The sequence below is a fragment of the Brevibacillus sp. HD3.3A genome, assembly GCF_013284375.2.
GTDB lineage: Bacteria > Bacillota > Bacilli > Brevibacillales > Brevibacillaceae > Brevibacillus > Brevibacillus parabrevis.
Map to the genome: position 1 here is coordinate 3,155,924 of NZ_CP085874.1, position 17,730 is coordinate 3,173,653.

Sequence of the window (17,730 nt, forward strand, 5' to 3'; positions counted from 1 at the left end):
CACTTTTATTGGAGGAAAATCAATTTTGTTGTCGCCGGATCAAATCCATTCCAGGATGTTTTCCAGCTCCTCCATGGACAGCTCTTCATCTCCCAGGTCGCTCGGGGTGTACTCGCCTTCTTCTTTTGCCATGCAATGCTCGATGATGCCTAGCAAGTGCTTCCGGTAGCTGTCTGCCAGGCTGGCAATCGTTTTTTCCTCATATTGGAGACGGCTGTACCCTACGCTGATCCGCAGCTCGCCGTCCTCGATCATGGCGGAAATGTCCAGCAGGAACACTCGCTCCGATTCCGGGCTGAACAACTGCCCTGTTCCGAGCGGCGAGAATGTAAACCCGCCTGTTTTTCCGTCCGACTCGAATTGACCGAGATAGTTAAAGCTGATTTCCGGCCGCAGCGTAAAGGCTAATGGCGGCTGCAACTGGCTTGTCGTCAGCGTGCGCAAAATCTCGTAGCCGATCCCTTTTTTCGGAATCCGCCGCAAGTTTTCTTTGGTTTGCTTGATCTGGTACGGCAAGTCCTCGGCTTTTTCCATGTCGAGCACCACCGGATATTGCGAAGTGAACCAGCCAATCGTGCGCGTGACGTTCATTTCGTTCTGGATGTCTTCGCGCCCATGGCCTTCCAGATTGATGACGACGCCATTCGTATGTGCCCAGTCTTTTACGGCCAAGCCGAGCGCTGTCAGCAGCAGGTCGTTCATCTCTGTGTGATAGGCATGATGAACGTGACGCAAAAGGTTTTCTGTCTGCGGGACTGTCAACGCGAACGACAGTGTCCGCGTATGTTTTTGCTTGCGATCTGCCGTGACAAAATCTGTTGGCAGTGCCGCAGTCGTCGTTGTAGTCTCCAAGTTGTGCCAATATGCCACTTCCCGCAACAGCTCGTCGCTGTCCGCGTACTTTTGCAATTGAGCCGCCCAGTCTTTGAAGGAGTCCGTCTTTTTCGGCAAGACGATCTCCTGCTGATGGAGAGCCTGCGAGTAGGCTGAGGAAAAATCTTCGAACAAAATGCGCCAGGAGACGCCATCCACGACAAGATGGTGGATCGCGACCAGCAAATGATCCCCGTCTTTTGTGGCGAACAGAGCCACGTGAACGAGTGGGCCGTGCTCCAAATCGATGCTGCTCTGGATCTGATCAGACAGCTCCAGGATGCGTGCTTCGCTGTTCGCGTGATTTTTCAAATCATAAGAGTAGAAACGGAAGCGCTCGTCGGTCAGCCCGCGGTTGATTTGCTTGATCGCCCCGGCCTCTTGCTTGTAGACCATGCGCAGCGCATCGTGATGCTCGACGATTTGCTGGAACGCTTGCCGCACGAGTCCCTCGTCAAAGCCGTCCTCGCGAAACAGCATGACAGCCTGATTCCAATGGTGACGATCCGTGAAGTTGTTCGCGAAGAACCATTTCTGGATCGGTGTCAAGGCAATCTCGCCTTCTACGACACCCTGCTCGCTCTCTCGGCTGTTCGGGATGACGCGCAGAGCAGCTTCTTCAATCGTCGGGTACTGGAACAGTTCTTTCATCGCAAGCGTCCAGCCTGACGCATTCAGGCGGGTGGACACCTGGATTGCTTTAATCGAATCGCCGCCCAATTCAAAGAAGTTGTCTTGCGTTCCGACTTGCTTGATCCCCAGTACATCTGCCCAGATGCCAGCCAGCAACTGTTCCAGCTCGGTTTGCGGCGCTGCATATTGCTCAGTCCGGTTCTCCTCCTGGTTCGGCTTCGGCAGCGCTTTTCGGTCAATCTTGTCATTCGGTGTCAGCGGCATCTTTTCCAACTGGATAAAGAAGGCGGGAACCATGTAGTTCGGCAACTCGTTTTCCATATAGGCTCGAAGTTGCGCAGGCGTGGCTTCTCCCTCCGCCACGTAGTAGGCGCACAAGTAAGCTTGGCCGCGGTCGTCCTCATGTGTGATGGCAGCTGCCTCTTTGACCGTGTCATACCGCAGCAGCACGCTTTCCACTTCGCCGAGTTCCACACGATGTCCGCGAATTTTCACTTGGTGATCGATTCTGCCCAGATACTCGATAGTTCCATCTGGCAGCCATCTTGCCAGGTCGCCTGTCCTGTACATCTTTGTTCCTGGCACAAACGGGTTGTCGACGAACTTCTCGGCGGTCAGCTCTGGACGATTCCAATAGCCTCTCGCCAGCGACAAACCGCTGATGCACAGTTCTCCCATCTGCCCCGGCGCTTTCAACTGCAACTGGTCATCCACGATGTACAGCTTGGTGTTCTGAATCGGTTTGCCAATCGTGATCGTTTCGACTGGCTCATTCGGCTTGGCTTTCCACAGTGTCGCGCAAACGGTGCTCTCTGTTGGGCCGTATCCATTGACATAGGTGACTTTTTCTTTCCATTTATCCACCAGTGCAACGGAGGAAGCCGATCCGGCTGTAATCAGGATGCGTAACGACGGCACCTGCTCCGGCTCCAGATAAATCGCGTACGTCGGCGGCAAAGTAAGGAAGGTGATCGCGTTATCGCGAACGTATTCGGCGAATCGCTGAAAATCGTTGATGACGTCCCGGGACAAGACGTACAAGGTCGCTCCCGACAGCAACGGGCCAAACATATCCCACACCGATGCGTCAAACGAGATGCTGGCAAAATGCCCTGCCCGATCTTGCGGCGTGACGCCCAGATGATGGGCAAATACCGCTTGCAGATTCGCTACCCCTTTGTGCTCCAGCATGACGCCTTTTGGCTTGCCCGTCGTACCGGACGTGTAAATGATATAAGCCAAATCGGACGGCGTGTTTGCGCACGGCAGGTTGTCTGTCTGTGTTGCGTAACTTCCAGGGTCATCCACATCAACGACTTCGGACTGACTGCTCACTTTGTGCAGCAAGTGCGCATGGGTCACCACCAGTTTTGCCTGGCTGTCCTCCAGCATGTAGCGGATTCGCTCTTCCGGATAATCAGGATCGACGGGCAAAAAGGCGCCGCCCGCTTTTAACGTGGCAAGCGTGGCAATGACCATCTCGGCGGAACGCTCTACCAGCAAAGCGACGATCTGTGCTGGCCCGACTCCTTTTTCCCGCAAAATGGCTGCGAGCTGGTTCGCTCTTTCATTCAGCTCCCGGAACGACATGCGCTTTTCTTCAAATACGAGCGCCGTGTGCTCAGGCATTTTTTCCGCCAGCTCTTCAAAAAGTTGCTGGATCGTTTGATCTGCCCGGTATTCTCTGTGCGTATCGTTGAACGCCACCAGCAGCATTTGCTTTTCTGCTGCTGTCAGCATCTCGATCTCTTGCAATTCATTTTCCGGATTGGCCGTGACCGCTCGCAAAATTTGCAAGAAGTGGTGCGCCATTCGTTCTACCGTTTGTTGCTTGAACAGCTTGGTGCAGTATTCCAGGCGCAAGAACAGGTCGGTTTCCCGCTCGGTCAGATGGAACGACAAGTCGAATTTCGCCACGTCAAGCGCGCTGTCCGATTCATAAGGGCGATAGACGAGCTGATCCAGCGTTTTTGCGTGCAACTCATCGTTTTGCAGGATGAACATGGTGTCAAACAGCGGATTGCGCCCCGGATCGCGTGGAATGCCCAGCTTTTCCACAAGGCTTTCAAACGGGTAGTCCTGGTGGTCGAAAGCATCGAGCGCGTTTTGCTTGACCTCCTGCAAAAACTGCTTGAATGTCTTCTCAGCGGTCGGTTTGTTGCGGATCGCCAGCGTATGGACGAACATGCCGACGACAGGCGCAAGCTCGGCGCGTGACCTGCCGGAGATCGGCGTTCCCACGATGATGTCGTCTTGCCCAGCGTATTTTGCGAGCAGCACGTTGTAGGCGGCCAGCAAAACCATAAACAGCGTCGTATTCGTATGCGCAGCCAACTCGTGCAAAGCACTGAGCAGCTCTTGGTCCATGGACAGGGTGACTTGCCCCCCTGCAAAACTTTTCACGGCTGGGCGCGGAAAATCTGTCGGCACATCGACAGCGGTGATATTTCCAGCGAACGTGCTCAGCCAATACGCTTCCTGCTGCTTGAAGGCATCCGACTCATGCAAGGCTTTTTGCCAGACAGCAAAATCTTTGTACTGGATGCGCATTTCCGGCAGTTCTCTTCCCTGGTACAATTCAGCCAGTTCATCGAACAGGATCGTGATCGATGCGGCATCGGCAGCAATATGGTGCATGTCGTACAGGAGCAGGTGACGCTCATCCGCGAGTTTCACCAGGCTCATGCGGAGCAATGGCGGCACAGAAAGATCAAACGGACGGACGAACGCGTGGAAAAGGTCATCGATCTGCTGCTCCTCTGCCGTCACATACTCCATGTTCACGGCCACGCGGTCATGAATTTTTTGCACCAGCTCGTCGCCGATCATCTCAAAAGACGTCCGCAAAATATCGTGACGATCTACCAACGCTTGCAGCGCAGACGCCAACCGCTCGCGATCGAGCTTGCCTTCCAGCATGATGATGCCCGGTGTGTTGTAGCTGATTCCGGCACCTTCAAGCTGATGGAGCAAGTACATCCGCTGCTGAGCAGAAGATACCGGATAATACGCTTGCGGCTCTGCCGGTTGAATGGCGGCGCCGGCTGCCTGTTCGCTGTGTTCGATCAAGCGGGCCAAGTCCCGGATGGTTGGCGCTGCAAAAAACTGCTTCAGCAAAAGGTCGATTTGAAACTCGCGATGCACTTGCGCCACAACCGTCATCGCTTTCAAGGAATGACCGCCCAGCTCAAAAAAGTGATCCAACACCCCGACGCCGGAAATCCCCAGCGCATTCTCCCAAATGGCGACCAGCTTCGCCTCCACTTCTGTAGCGGGTGCGACATACGCTGCTCCTGTTGCAGGCTTTCCTTCCGGCTTGGGCAGTGCTTTGCGGTCGACCTTGCCGTTTGGCGTGAGCGGCAAAGCGTCCAGTTGAATCAGGTAGGTCGGCACCATGTAGGCCGGAAGCTCTCGCAACAGATGCGCGCGAAGCTCGGATTCCTCTATCGCCGCTTTTCCCGTGACATACGCAGCCAGATAGGAATCGCCGCGATCGTCCTGATAAGCAACGACGATAGCTTCATTCGTCTGGTCATAAGCGAGCAAGACCGCTTCAATCTCCCCGACCTCAATCCGGTATCCTCTCACCTTGATCTGGTCATCGACGCGGCCTATAAAATCAATCGTGCCGTCGTGGAGCCATCTGCCCAGATCGCCTGTTTTGTACATGCGCTCTCCCGGAACAGCTGGATTGGCCACGAATTTCTCCGCAGTAAGCTCCGGCTTTTTCCAATAGCCCCGCGCCAAGCCGTGACCGCCGATGCAGATTTCCCCTACCACCCCGACAGGCAGCAGTTGATGGTGCTGGTCTACGATGTAAATGGCGGTGTTGGCAATCGGCCGCCCGATGGTGATCGGCTGATCTGGCTGTGTATCTCGCAGGTAGGTGGCCATGACGCTGCTCTCCGTCGGACCGTATGCATTCATCACGCTCATCTGCGGATGCATCGCTTTGCACAGCTGAACAAGCTTCGGCGACAGCTTTTCGCCCCCGAGCATGACTGCCTGGATAGAGCGGATGTCTGCCGGAGTGCTGCACTCCAATATCGCCTGGAACATACTGGGCACGAAAACGACGTAGCTGCATTCCCAAGTGGCAATCAGGTTGCGCAGCGTGATCGGATCTTTGGCTTCGTGATCCGGCATCAGGACGACCGTGGAGCCTGATACAATCAACGTAAAGAAAGTAAGGGCAAAGGCATCGAAGGCAAAGGATAGCGACAGCGTTCCACTGTCCCGGACAGAAAGGGCAAACTCGTCCCTGTTCCACGTCACACTGTTGACGATTCCCCGATGCTCTACCATGACGCCTTTTGGCCTGCCTGTCGTACCGGATGTGTAGATGATATAAGCGAGATCAGCAGCGGTATGGATCGGCTCGATGTTTTCCGTCTGAGGCGAGTAGCTGCCCTCCTCATCCAGATACAGGCATTCCACGTTTGCGACCAGCTTTTCGGCGAGCTGCTGCTGGGTCAGCACCAGACGGGCTTCGCAATCTTCCAGCATGTAAGCAATCCGCTCATTCGGATAATCCGGATCGATCGGCACATACGCCCCGCCCGCTTTGAGAATAGCGATAATTCCGATCGCCATTTCCAACGATCTTTGCGCCATGATCCCTACGCTTTGCTCAGCCTGCACGCCTTTTGCCCGCAAAGTGTGCGCGAGCTGGTTGGCCCGCTCGTTCAGTTCGCGGTACGTCAGTCGTTTGTCGCCGAAGACGACGGCGGTTTGCTCAGGAGTTTTCTGTGCCTGATCTTCAAACAGCTGCGACAGCGTGCTCTCCGCTGGATACAGGGCGGCCGTGTCGTTGAAGTGAACGAGCAGCTCCTGCTTCTCATGCGCAGTCAGCATCTCGATTTGCGCCAGCTCCTGTTCCGTGTTTGCGCTGACTGCCTGCAAAATTTGCAAGTAATGAAGCGACATGCGCTCGATCGTCTCGCGTGCGAACAGCTTGGTGCAAAATTCGAAGCAGAAGGAAAGTCCCGCCTGGTTTTCGCTTGCTTCCAGCGACAGATCGAACTTGGCGACTTCCCCCTCTGGCACATAAGGAGTCACGGTCAGTCCATCCAGCTCGATCAGGTCGGCATCCATGTTTTGCAAAATGAACAAGGTGTCGAACAGCGGGTTTCGGCTCCGGTTTCGCTGGATCGCCAACTTTTCGACAAGCTCTTCAAACGGATATTGCCCGTGTTCAAAAGCGGCCAGCGTGTTGTCTTTTACCTCCAGCAAAAATTGCCGGAACGTTTTGGTCGGCGCAGACTGATTGCGCATCGCCAGCGTGTTGACGAACATCCCCGTCATGCTCTCCGTATCCGGGTGCACCCTGCCGGCAGTCACGGTGCCGATCATCACGTCATCCTGCCCGGAGTATTTGGAAAGCAGCACATGATAGGCTGCGAGAAGCACCATGTACAAGGTCGTGCCTGTCTTTTGGGCTACGTCCTGCAAACTTTCCAACAACTGTTTTTCTGTGCGGAACAAATAACGTTCGCCCTCAAAGCTTTGAACAGCTGGCCGCGGGTAATCCATCGGCAGGTTCAAAACCGGGATTTCGCCCGCAAATCGATCGAGCCAATATTTTTCCTGTTTTTGGTAATCGTTCGTTTGTGTCCACGCTTTTTCCCAAACGGCGAAGTCTTTATAGTGAATGCGCTGCTCTGGCAAAGCTTTGTTTTGATACAAACGGGAAAAGTCATTCAGGATGAGCTGAGAAGAGACTCCGTCCGAAATGATATGGTGCATGTCGATGATCAGGACGTGACGGTTCTCTGCGAGCTTCACCAAGCCAACCCGGCATAGCGGAGCTGTTTCCAGATCAAACGGCTGCATGAACCCCAAAATGACCTCGTTCACTTGCTCTTCCGCCGTTTCCAAGTAAACAATCGGCAAGTGGCCTTGCTCATGGATGCGCGAAACTGGCTCCCCGTTGATCGTATGAAACGACGTGCGCAACGACTCATGGCGAGCCACCAGGCTGGAAATGGCGTGCTCCAGCCGAGCTTTATCCAGCGTTCCTTCGAGGATCATCGCGACAGGCAGGTTGTAAACCGTACTGTGCGGATCGAGCTGGTTTAAGATGAGCATGCGTTTTTGCGCAGACGACACGGGATAATACGCTTGCGGCTCGGCCTGGGGAATGGCGAGATACGCGCTTTCCTCCCCGCCTTCCACATACGCTGCCAGCGCTTGAATCGTCGGTTGCTCAAACAGGACGCGCAGCGGGACATCCGCCTGGCATTCCTTTTGGATGCGGGAAATGAGCTGAATCGCTTTTAACGAATGGCCGCCCAGCGTGAAAAAATGATCCTGAATGCCGATCGGCGACACGCCAAGAATTTGCTCCCAAATCGCGACCAGCTTTTGTTCCAGCTCAGTCGTCGGGGCGACGTAATCCGCTTTCGTCTTGGCACTTCCTTCCGGCTTCGGCAAAGCTCGCCTGTCTGTTTTTCCGTTCGGCGTGACTGGAATCCGCTCCAGCGTCACGAAAAAGGAAGGGATCATATACTCCGGCAACGCTTGCGCCAAGTATGCCCGCATCTCTTCGTCGCTGAGCGCTTTTTGCAGGACGACATAGGCGCACAAAAACTTGCCGCCTGTCTCGTCTGCTCGGTCGATAACCACCGCTTCCTTGATGGCGGGATGGTTGAGCAGGCGCGATTCGATCTCTCCCAGCTCGATGCGATGGCCCCTGATTTTTACCTGATGGTCGATTCGGCCCAAAAATTCGAGCTGGCCATCCGGCAACCAACGCGCCAGATCACCCGTTCGGTACATTCTTTCGCCTGGCTGATACGGATTGTCGAGAAACTTCTCCGCGGTCAGCTCAGGCTGGTGCAAATACCCTCTCCCTACGTTTGCGCCGGAAATGTACAACTCCCCGACGATCCCTTCCGGCTTCAATTGCAGCCCTTCATCCAAAATGTAAATGCCTGTGTTGCTGATCGGCTTTCCGATGGGCGGCAGCTCTGGTATCGCCTGTCCCGGGTCCATCGTGCATGTCGTCACCACATGCGTCTCCGACGGGCCGTAGTGATTGTGCAAAAATACGCGATGCTGGCGCAGATACTTTTGCAGCTCGTGTGTGACGACGAGTTGTTCCCCGGCCGTGATGATATGTTTGACACAACGCGGGAAGCTTTGCGCGTAGTCTTGTTCGTTAAAAATAAATTTCAGGAAGGACACCGGGAGAGACAAAATGCTGATCTGCTTTTCCTGGATGAAAGCAAACAGCTTTTCCACATGCCGTCTCAGCTCGTTCGTGATCAGGTAGAGCTGGCCCCCGGATAGCAGCGTGGAGAAAATTTCCTGGTAGCAAACATCAAAGCTGCACGTGGTATACTGCAACACTTTTTCATGAAAAGCGATGTTCGTCTGATCAAACGTAAAATGCATCAGGTTCGCCATGTTGCGATGCTCCAGCATGACGCCTTTCGGTTGCCCTGTCGTTCCGGACGTATAGATGATGTAAAACAAGTCATGCGGCTGATTGAGCGATTCGATAGGGGCGCGGCTCTCTTCCCCGATCACCGCTGTGTTGATGTCAATTGTTTCTGTAGGCGTGGTCACTTTTGCCCGCAAATGATTTTGCGTCACGACCAATGGAACTCTGCTATGCGTCAGCATGTAAGCGATTCGTTCGGCAGGCAACTCCGGGTCGATCGGCACAAATGCGCCGCCTGCCTTCAAGACGCCGAGGATTCCGACGATCATGTCCAGCGAGCGATCCAGCAGCGTGCCGACAAAACTGCCCGTGCCAATGCCTTTTTTGCGCAAAAAGCGGGCGAGCTGATTGGATTTTTCATCCAGCTCCCGATACGTCAGGTGCTGATCCGCGAAGACTACCGCCACTTGCTCAGGCGTTTTTTCTGCCTGCCGCGAAAACAGCTCGTGCATGGTTGCGGCAGGATAGTCAGCCGCTGTTTCCGTACGCTTTGCCAACAGCTGGCTAGTTTCTGCTTCTGTCAGCAACGGAATCTGGCAAAGCTCGACTCCTGGATTGTTTGCCACGCAATCCGCAATCTGCTGGAGGTGCCCCGCCAGTTTTTGCACGACCTGTTCGTCAAACAGAGCCGCATTGTAGTCAAAACGGAAGGCAAGCTCTTCTTTTGGCATCACCATGACAGTCAAGTCGTAATTGGTCGGCTCGAACATTTCCACAGCAGTAATCGTGAAGCCGATCTGCTGGTTCAAGGCTTTTTTCTGCAAAGCCTCTACCAGCGGGTAATTTTCGATGACCAGCAGGTGGTCAATCAGCTCCTGCTTCAAGACGGACTGAGTTTGAATGTCGTACAAAGGCACGTGCTCATACGGCTGTGATTGCAAAGTTCTTTTGTGCACAGCCTGCAACAGCTCGGAAAACGTTTGACCAGCTTTCGCTTGCACCCGGAATGGAATCGTATTGATAAACAAGCCAACCATTTTGTCGATTCCGACGATGTCTGTTGGGCGTCCGGATACAACAGAGCCAAACAGCACATCATGGGCCGCATTGTATTTTTGCAGGAGAACTCCCCAGATCGTTTGAATCACCGTCGATAGCGTCACTTGATTTTGACTGGCGATGGTCCCGAGCTGCTTGGTCAAGGTACGGTTCAGCGAAAAGCGGTATTGGGTTGGTTGAAATGCTTTGGCGAAGGCAGCTTCCTTCTTCGGCAAGGTAGTCTTTTGTTCATAGGCTTCCAGATAGTCGCTCCAATAGTTGAGAGCGGCCTGTTTATTTTGCTTTTCCAGCCAGTTGATAAAGCGACTGTATGGCTGTACGGGCTCCAGGGAGAGTGCCGTCTTGTTTTGCAAGGACAAGTAGATGGCAAGCAAGTCATCAAAAATAATGCTGAAGCACCAGCCGTCCATGAGGATGTGATGAAAGCTCCAGATGACCTGGTAGTCGTGCTGGGACATTTGGAAAAGGGCGACCCGCATCAACGGGTCTTTCGCCAGATGAAACGTCTGCTCCTGATCCGCCCTTTTGTATTGCGTATAGCGAAGTTGCTTCTCGGACTCGTCGCAGGCAGACAAGTCGTAAAATTCGATCGGAATAGGCCGTTGCTTCAAGACAACTTGCAAAGGCTGCTTCAGCTTTTCATAGAGAAATAACGTGCGGAATACATCGTATCTCTCTACCAGCACATGCAGGCTATCCGTAAATAGCCCAACATCAAGATCGCCCTGCAACGAAATCGACATCTGTACCAGATGCGAGTTGTGCTCTTGATCGAGCAAGGCGTGAAACAGCATCCCCTCTTGCATCGGGGTCAACGCATACATATCCTGAACTTGTTCTTTGCTAAATACACTCATTACGGCACCTCGGATATATCTTTATTTGTTATAAATGTATAAAAACGGGAATGAAAGCACGCAGTTGCCCCTGCAAATGGTGGCCAACATCTGTTTAGCGCAGTGTATTTGCAAGCAATTCGAAGATATCGTCCATTTCTTCCATTTGGAGACCTTTGACGCTGAAATCGCTGGGCGTTCGCTCTACTTCTTTTTTCTCGGTGCAATGCGCGATGATGGCAAGCAGATGCTTTTGATAACTTTGGCTCAATTGCTGGATGGACTCTTCCCGATACTGCTCCGAGCTGTAAGAGAATGTGAGGACGAGCTCTCCGCCTTCAATCAATCCGGTTATATTCAAAGCGGTGTACACCTCCGACTCAGGACTCAGATTGTTTTTGCCATCTGCGCCTAACGTGTTGCCGCCGCTGTAGGGTGAGCGGGTAAACAGTTCCGTTCTCATGTCCGCATCAAACTGTCCCAAGTAGTTGAACGTCACTTCCGGCTGCACGCGGAAGGATAAGGAACCGCGATTTTCTGGAAGAGTCACATGCTTCAAGATGTCGTAACCGATCCCTTTACGAGGAATCTTCCGCATATTCTCTTTGGTGAGCTTGATATAGTCGGACAAGGGAGCGGTTTGCTTCAAGTCGAGCAATACCGGATATTGCGACGTAAACCATCCGACCGTTCTGGCCACGTTTGCCTGTTCGATGATGTCCTCGCGCCCGTGCCCCTCCAGATGAATGACGATTTGCGCAAGCTTGCTCCACTCCGCAAAAGCCAAGCCGAGCGCCGCCAACAACAGATCGTTGATTTCCGTTTGATAGGCCTGATTGGCGTGCTTCAACAACTGCTCGGTCTCTTCCGGGCGCAGCCGTATCCGCATGTTTCGCACGCTCTTTTGTTTGCAGTCAGTCACTTCATAGTCTTTCGGCAGGGACACATTTTTTGCTTGCGATTCGAGACTCTCCCAGTACGGAATCTCGCTCAGCAAATCCGCCTCGTTCGCATATTCTTGCAACCATTGTGACCAGCTTTGAAAAGAATCCGTTTTTTCGGGTAGACTGATCGCTTGCCCTGCAAGTGCCTGCTCGTATCCGGTTGCCAAATCTTCAAACAAAATGCGCCAGGAAATGCCATCCACGACCAAATGATGAATTGCGAGAAACAAATGATCGCCATGTAACGTCTGAAATAAGGCAACCTTCACCAGCGGCCCTTCCTGCAAATTCATGCTGCTGTGCAGACGTTGCGTCTCTGCTTCGATCGCCTGCTGGACGTCTGGTTGCGCGGTCAGATTATAAGAGAAGAAATCGTATAATTGTCCACCCAAGCCGCGGTTGTGCTGAACGACATTTCCGTTTTCGTGCTGATAGACCATGCGGAGCGCGTCGTGGTGTTCGATGATTTTGTCCATGACATTTTGGATGACTTTAGGATCAAAGCCTTCCGGGCGATAGAGCACAGACGATTGGTTCCAATGGCCTGTATTCGTAAAGTTTTTCCCGAAAAACCACTTCTGAATGGGTGTAAGCGGTACGTTCCCGGCGATGATGCCCTGATCGCTTTTTCTCGTCGTGCTCTTGACAAAAAGAGCAACCTGCTCGATCGTCGGGTAATTCAGCAAGTCTTTCGTCTCTAGCTTCAATTGATAGGAATGCAGACGAGCCACGACCTGGATCGCTTGGATCGAATCTCCGCCGAGCGAGTAAAAATTATCGCGAATCCCGATCTTTTCAATTCCCAAAACGTTTTGCCAGATGGAGACGAGAATCGATTCTGTCTCGGTTCTCGGAGGATGGTAGGCAGCCTGGCTTTGGTTTGCCGTAAGATCAGGCTCGGGCAACGCTTTGCGGTCGATCTTGTCATTTGGCGTAAGCGGCATTTTGTCCAGCTTGACGAAATAAGATGGCAGCATGTAAGCCGGAAGCTTTTGGGCGGCGTAGTCTCTGAGCTGCGCAGGAGTTGCTTCTTGTTGCGAAATATAATAGGCGCACAAATACTGTCCCGCGTGTTGATCCTCTCTGGCAATGACCACGGCCTCTGTGATGTGTTCATGTGCCAACAAAACAGACTCGATTTCGCCAAGCTCGATGCGATGACCTCTGATTTTCACCTGATGGTCGATTCTGCCGAGAAACTCGATCGTTCCATCCGTCAGCCATTTGGCCAAGTCACCTGTGCGGTACATTTTTTCGCCTGGTACGAACGGATTGTCTACGAATTTTTCTGCGGTCAAGTCGGGCCGATTCCAATAGCCTCTTGCCAAGCCGACTCCGCCGATGCACAGTTCGCCTTCGCTGCCAGTCGGCAGTAGCTGCAAGTCTTCATTGACGATATAAATATGTGTATTTTGAATCGGTTTGCCGATCGGAACCGATTGCACGGAGAGCTGATTGGACGGGGCTTCCCAGATCGTCGCGCAAATGCTCGTTTCCGTCGGGCCGTATGCATTTATGTACCTGAGTTTGTCTTTCCATTTGTTTACCAAGGGTGCGGAGGAAGCTGATCCTGCCGTAATCATGATGCGTAGCGAGGTGATGCGCTCTGGGGTGAGGTGAGTCAAATAAGTCGGCGGCAGTGTGATGATGGTCAATTCATTTTCACTCAAATAGTGTTCAAATGCAGCGAAATCATGGATCGTCTGTTTGGAAAGAATGTACAGGCTGGCGCCAGACAGCAAAGCCATGAACATTTCCCAAACGGATGCGTCGAACGACATGCTGGCAAAAAGCCCGATCCTGTCTTGCTCGGTGACGCCAAACGAATTTTGGAAAAAGGATTGCAAATTGGCGATGCCTTTATGTTCAAGCATGGTGCCTTTTGGCTTGCCTGTCGTGCCTGAGGTGTAAATGACATAGGCAAGATCCGTAGGCTTGCTGGGCTGGTGCAGATTGGCAGTCTCGCGAGCGTCCAGCCGTTCTTCTTCGAGTACAACTACTTCTCCGCTGTACCCGACGTCATGCACGAGCTGGCTGACGCTTTTTTGGGTAAGCACGATTTTCGTTTGACTATCCTGCAAAATATATTGGATGCGATCGCGGGGATATTCGATGTCGATGGGCACATAGGCTCCGCCTGCTTTGAGAACGGCCAGAATCGCGATGATATTTTCGATGGACTTCTCCATCATCACACCGACGATGCTGTCTGTTTGCACCCCTTTTTCGAGCAAGGCTCTTGCCAGTTGATTGGCTTTCCTGTTCAACTCCTGATACGAAAGCCGCCTGTTTTCAAAAACGATGGCAACGCGGTCTGGAAAAGCCTCTGCTTGTTCCTCGAACAATTGATGGATCGACTTGCCCTGTGCATATGGAACTAGCGCATGCTGCTCCAGTTCCCGCTTGTTGTCGATGAGATTGGCCTGATTTGCTAACATATGTCCCCTCCGATAATGGAATTACTTCTGCTTATCATGAAGTGTGACGAAATGGTTGCCAACAAGAGACAGGCAAGGTCAACGTTCCATTCCCAATTTCCCATTTTCCATCATTTGGGTAATTTTAACAACAAGAAAATTTCCTGTTTCTAGGAATTTTCCTTCATACTAAAGTCATATTTTGCTCATGCTGTAGCGGAAAATGGGTGCTGGTATTCCCGCCTGCCGGATACGGCCCTGCTTACCGCCTGCGAACGAAGGAAAACTGATTTGCATGAAAACAATCACAGGAAGTTCCCCGATCGGCTGACAGGCTGAAAGCACTAGGTTACTGACGCTGAAACTCATTATAGCAGAGAAAAATTGGAAGTCGATTAAAAAATAGGGATATTTTGTAAAAAGTTCAACAAGTTTTTTTACAACCTTTTTACGTAAATCCAAGTTTTGCTTGGCAAACCTGCTCCCGCTTGCGTAATCAATAAGCGGCATACGTGTTTTTCCCTTTGGCGAAGCCAGTGATTGGCTCGTTTCGGCGCTGCAACATTTTTCCTTTTCAACGTGTCTATAAAAAAGGAAAGCGTAGCGGCTATATTTTGACGATAAATATTTTCATAACATTAAAATTTTTATATGTTCACAAGCCATATAATGCTTTATACTGGGAAAACAGGAATTTTCTTCTACGGAAAAACGAGAGGCTGTTTTCCTGTGTGCTGCCTATCTGGATCAGCAGCTATTGTCCTGATCAGTCCGCAGACTTTCGTAAAAAGGCATGTGATAAAAAGGCACAATTCCTACCCCCTCTTTTTTGACGTACGCAGCTTTTTAGAGAAAAGGTTTGAACCATGCTGGCTGCCAGCGAAATTTGGTTCAAGGAAAATCCACCAGCAGTTTGGCATGTACTTTGCGATCCACCAGCTGTCTATACATATTCGTCAGTATTTGCTCTCTTTCGTTCCCTGCTCACCTACAGAAGCTCTACATTCAGCCTATGGAAAATGCAAGCCCGAATAGTGACCAGAACGACTACTGTTTCTGGATGACCTTGACGATGAGTAAACTTTTCGTTACCATTATTTGTAAAATAAAATAATATTATGTAAATAACTACTTATATCGCACATTATTGCGCATGGCTGATGTTGCTTCCATTTGCAGACCGAAAATCCGGTTCATGTATGCGAAGCGAGACATAAGGTTTCCCAATGGTTGTTACAGGAAAAGAGCTTCAACGAGCCGAGTCAGGAACCAACTAGAGAGCGACGAGTTTAATGAAGGCTGAGGATTTCTGAGCTGCTGCACCTGCCAATGATCTTAGAAACGTTATGAAAAGGAGTCTTGCATTTTTATGAACTGGTATGCGTTTTATGTGAAAACGGGTTATGAACATTCTGTGAAAAATTGGTTGAATAAATCTTTTGACAAAGAAACACTGTATTCCATGGTTCCACAACGTATCGTTCCCGAGAAGAAAAACGGCGAGATTATGCGGGTTGAAAAGGATTTGTTTCCAGGCTACATTTTTGTAAAAACGGACATGAATTTCTCGAAGTATTACTTTATTAGAAGTCACTCCAAAATTATTCGGATGTTGAACTATCTGAATAAAATCGACCTGATGTACGACAGATCGACTTCTCCCCGGAAAAGCCGCGATCCGGTGGAAAACAGGGAAGAGGCGCTCTGTTTCAAAAAGATTCCCGAGGAAGAAATCACGATCATTCTCAGGCTGCTGAATCACGATGAGCAGATTGATTTTTCCCAGGTCTACACGCAAGATTCCAAGGTATATGTGGAGTCTGGCCCACTCAAAGGGATGGAAGGAATTGTGAAAAAAGTGGACAAGCACAAACGGCGGGTAAAAGTGCTCGTGTCGCTCATGGGCGATGAGCGGATGATCGACCTTGGCATTGAGCTGATCGAGCCAATGGTGTCATCAGGCCATGCCCACACCCGCACATGAGCTAGACTGCACGCGCGTCCTTTTACAGAAAGTGTGTTTGCATACAGAGTTGGAGGTTCAGCATGATGCCCATATACGCAGTCTCTATTGCCGATTTTTCAGATGATTACATTCCTCACCTGCTGTCCTTTGTTGCCGAAGACAAAAAACAGCGGCTCGGTGCTTTCTTCCGCCGCGAAGATCGCGTCCGCGGACTGCTGGCCGATCTGCTGATTAGAAAAATTGCCGCCGAAACGTTCGCCGTTTCTGCGAAAAGCATTTCGTTTGGCACGAACGCCTATGGAAAACCATCCCTGCAAGGGCCGTGGAACCGCTTGCACTACAACCTTTCCCATTCGGGCGACTGGGTGGTCTGTATCACCGGTGACTGTACCGTAGGAATCGATATTGAAAAAAAGCATCAGATTGACTTGCAAATTGCCAGGCAGTTTTTTGCGCCAGAGGAATACGAGTATATCGAGGAGGAACCGGACAGCGAACGAAGACAAGCACGTTTTTTTGCGGTCTGGACGGCGAAAGAAAGCTACATCAAAGCGATCGGCAAAGGGCTTTCGCTTCCGCTGAACAGCTTCTCCACTGTCAGCCAGGGAACTGTCGAGGGCGCGCGCGTATTTGAACAAGCGAGGTGGCACTTCAAGACGTACTTTCTGGATGACGAATACACCTTGACTGCTTGTGCGCAAAACGATTCGTTTTGTGAAACCGTGGAAATCGTGCCGATGGATACGCTCGTTTCGTATTTTCTCAGCCGTTGATTGACAGCGTGGCAACAAAAAAGGTTTCATCCCCTCTTCGCTGCCGGGGATGAAACCTTTTTTTGTGAATAACGTCTCGACTTTTTTGAAATGGGATGTGACCGCTTGCGGCCGACAAAACAGCTCAATTCAGCGGATAACTGCTCGTTGCACGATCTGTCTACCTCGTTTGCAGGCTTTGGTAGTCTTCCCGCAGCAAGCCGTATATTTCTAAATCGACAATTCCTTTGCCTGACCAGAGCGCTGCCTGTCTGAGCGTTCCTTCCATGAGGAAGCCATTATTGCGCAACACCTTTTTGGACGCTTCATTTGGCGGCATGACTTCTGCCTGGATTCTGTTCACGTTGACTTCTTCCATCAGGAAGCGCACAACCATTTTGACCGCTTCCGAGGCAATCCCTTTTCCCCAGTGCGCTTCCGCCAAAAAGTAACCGATCGTTGCCATGTTTACGCGTTGATTCAACTCGAAGGCTTCGATAATGCCGACTAATGTATCGCTCTGCTGAACGGGGAAAATCCCCCATTTCACTCTCGATTTTTTCAGGTAATCTCTTTTAAAATGGCCGATCATGGTCAGAACGGTATCCTTTTTGTGCTTGGGAATGATGCCGCAATACTCAAAGACGCTATCATTGCTGTAAATTTCAAACACTTCTTCCAGGTGACAATCTTCAATCTCTCGCAGTATCAAATGGTCCGATTTCAACACCGGAAACTCCTGAAATAGAGCGCTACTATTCATTCTCCAGTTCCTTTCCTGTCCGAGTTTGCTTTTTCCGCTCAGCCTAGCCTATCTGGATGAGCTGTCGCTGCTTTTGGTTGTCATGGTATATTATGCCAAAAAC

Annotated in this window: 6 protein-coding genes; 2 read left to right on the top strand and 4 right to left on the bottom strand. The window is 51.4% G+C overall.

Features of this window, described 5'->3' with window-relative positions; genetic code table 11:
• Positions 1-39: 39 nt before the first annotated feature.
• The 3 genes from HP435_RS15010 to HP435_RS15020 form a co-directional block, all read right to left on the bottom strand.
• Positions 40-10,806, bottom strand: a complete 10,767-nt coding sequence (locus HP435_RS15010) for a non-ribosomal peptide synthetase (RefSeq protein WP_173599367.1) — start codon at positions 10,804-10,806, stop codon at positions 40-42.
• 94 nt (positions 10,807-10,900) lie between these two features.
• Positions 10,901-14,167: a non-ribosomal peptide synthetase gene (locus tag HP435_RS15015; RefSeq protein WP_173599368.1), complete on the bottom strand. Its 3,267-nt coding sequence runs from the start codon at positions 14,165-14,167 to the stop codon at positions 10,901-10,903.
• A gap of 174 nt (positions 14,168-14,341) precedes the next feature.
• Positions 14,342-14,656 (bottom strand): hypothetical protein, encoded by a 315-nt coding sequence (locus HP435_RS15020; RefSeq protein ID WP_122966491.1) that lies wholly within the window; start codon positions 14,654-14,656, stop codon positions 14,342-14,344.
• 859 nt (positions 14,657-15,515) lie between these two features.
• Between HP435_RS15020 and loaP the strand changes: the two genes are divergently transcribed.
• Positions 15,516-16,130, top strand: coding sequence for an antiterminator LoaP (gene loaP / locus HP435_RS15025; RefSeq protein ID WP_173597330.1), 615 nt, complete (start codon positions 15,516-15,518; stop codon positions 16,128-16,130).
• A 62-nt stretch (positions 16,131-16,192) separates the two neighbouring features.
• Positions 16,193-16,885 carry a 4'-phosphopantetheinyl transferase family protein gene (locus HP435_RS15030; protein WP_173597329.1) on the top strand — a complete coding sequence of 231 codons (693 nt, stop codon included), beginning with the start codon at positions 16,193-16,195 and terminating at the stop codon, positions 16,883-16,885.
• A gap of 160 nt (positions 16,886-17,045) precedes the next feature.
• On the opposite strand, the gene HP435_RS15035 is transcribed toward HP435_RS15030, so the two are convergent.
• Positions 17,046-17,627 (bottom strand): GNAT family N-acetyltransferase, encoded by a 582-nt coding sequence (locus tag HP435_RS15035; RefSeq protein WP_122966488.1) that lies wholly within the window; start codon positions 17,625-17,627, stop codon positions 17,046-17,048.
• Between the last annotated feature and the right edge of the window lie 103 nt (positions 17,628-17,730).